Consider the following 1310-nt stretch of genomic DNA (forward strand, 5'->3'; position numbering starts at 1 on the left):
TGAATCTACCCCGATTCCGTTTACACCCTTACGCCGCCATCGGGTGGCGGTCCTCCTCGGGCCAGTTGGCCCGCTCGAACTCCTCGGGGCTGAGGTACCCCAGCGCCGAGTGCGTCCTGACCCTGTTGTAGAAGCACTCGATGTACTCGAAGATCTCGAGCGCCGCCTGGTCGCGGCTCTCGAAGGTGCGCGCGTGCACGCACTCGGCCTTGATGACGCCCATGAGCGACTCCATGGCCGCGTTGTCCCAAGGCGACGATATCGATCCCATCGACGGCTCGATCCCGGCCTCCCGCATCGTCTTGCCGAGCAGCAGCGAGGCGTACTGCGAGCCGTGGTCGCTGTGATGGATGCAGCCCTCGGAAGGGCGCCTGCGGGCGATCGCCATCCTGAGCGCGTCGTCGGCCAGTTCCGCCGTCATGCGCGCCGACATCGACCAGCCGACGACCCTCCTCGACCACACGTCCATCAAGACGGCCAGGTAGAGCCAGCCCTGATGGGTCCTCACGTAGGTGATGTCCGCGAACCACACCTCGTTCGGCCCGCCCGCGGCGAAGTCGCGGCGCACCAGGTCGGGCGCGGCGCACAGCTGCGGCGCCGCCTGCTTTGCCTCGCCTTTGGGGCGCTTGGCGCAGCCGCGCGTCGTGCCGGCCCAGCCGTTGTCGCGCATGATGCGCGCCACGCGCTTGCGGGAGGTGCGCACGCCCGCCTTCTTGAGCTCCTGGAACACCTTCGGGGCGCCGTAGATGCCGCGGCTGGCGGTGTATATCTCGGAGATCGCCGCGGCCAGCTCGGCGTCGCGCAGGTCGTGCGCGCTCGGCGGCCGCTTTCTCCATGCGTGGTAGCCCTGCCTGGTGACATGGAGGGCCGCGCACATCTCGGATATGCTCCAGGCGCCCTCGTTGAGCAGGATGAAAGCGAACTTCGCCCTCTCCGCCTGCGAGCCTACAGCTGCCTGCTGGCGAAGAAGGCGCTCGCTTTTAAAAGTATCTCGTTCTCCCTCTTCAGCCGTTCGTTCTCGCGCCTCAGCCTGCGGAGGTCCTCCGCCATCTGGAAGGGGTTGTCCCCTGCCGGCGCCTGCGCGGCGTCGGCCCTCTTGACCCAGTCCGACAGGCTCCCCGGGTCGACGCCGAGCTCGCGGGCGACCTCCGCGTAGGTGGTCCCCCTCTCGTTGTAGAGCCGCACGGCCTGCTGCTTGAACTCTGCCGAATACTTGGGCGACGGATGTCCCATCCCATGCCCCCTTTCCCCGTTTACGGCATCATGCCCAAACGGAACTCGAAGTGTCAACGGAAACGGGGGAGATTCAG

General features: G+C 67.1%; 1 protein-coding gene and 1 pseudogene. Both read right to left on the reverse strand.

Annotated elements, in window-relative coordinates; translation table 11 throughout:
- Nucleotides 1–28: 28 nt before the first annotated feature.
- A pseudogene (locus H6A15_RS10150) lies at nucleotides 29–934 on the reverse strand (IS3 family transposase); the annotation flags it as partial.
- An 11-nt stretch (nucleotides 935–945) separates the two neighbouring features.
- Nucleotides 946–1233, reverse strand: coding sequence for a transposase (locus H6A15_RS10155; protein ID WP_087202835.1), 288 nt, complete (start codon nucleotides 1231–1233; stop codon nucleotides 946–948).
- Nucleotides 1234–1310: the final 77 nt, after the last annotated feature.

The sequence above is a fragment of the Enorma phocaeensis genome (assembly GCF_016901575.1).
GTDB classification, from domain to species: Bacteria; Actinomycetota; Coriobacteriia; order Coriobacteriales; family Coriobacteriaceae; genus Limicola; species Limicola phocaeensis_A.

Coding starts and splice junctions, on each gene's coding strand:
- H6A15_RS10155 (WP_087202835.1), bottom strand. CDS start 1,233: ATGGGACATCCGTCGCCCAAGTATTCGGCAGAGTTCAAGCAGCAGGCC.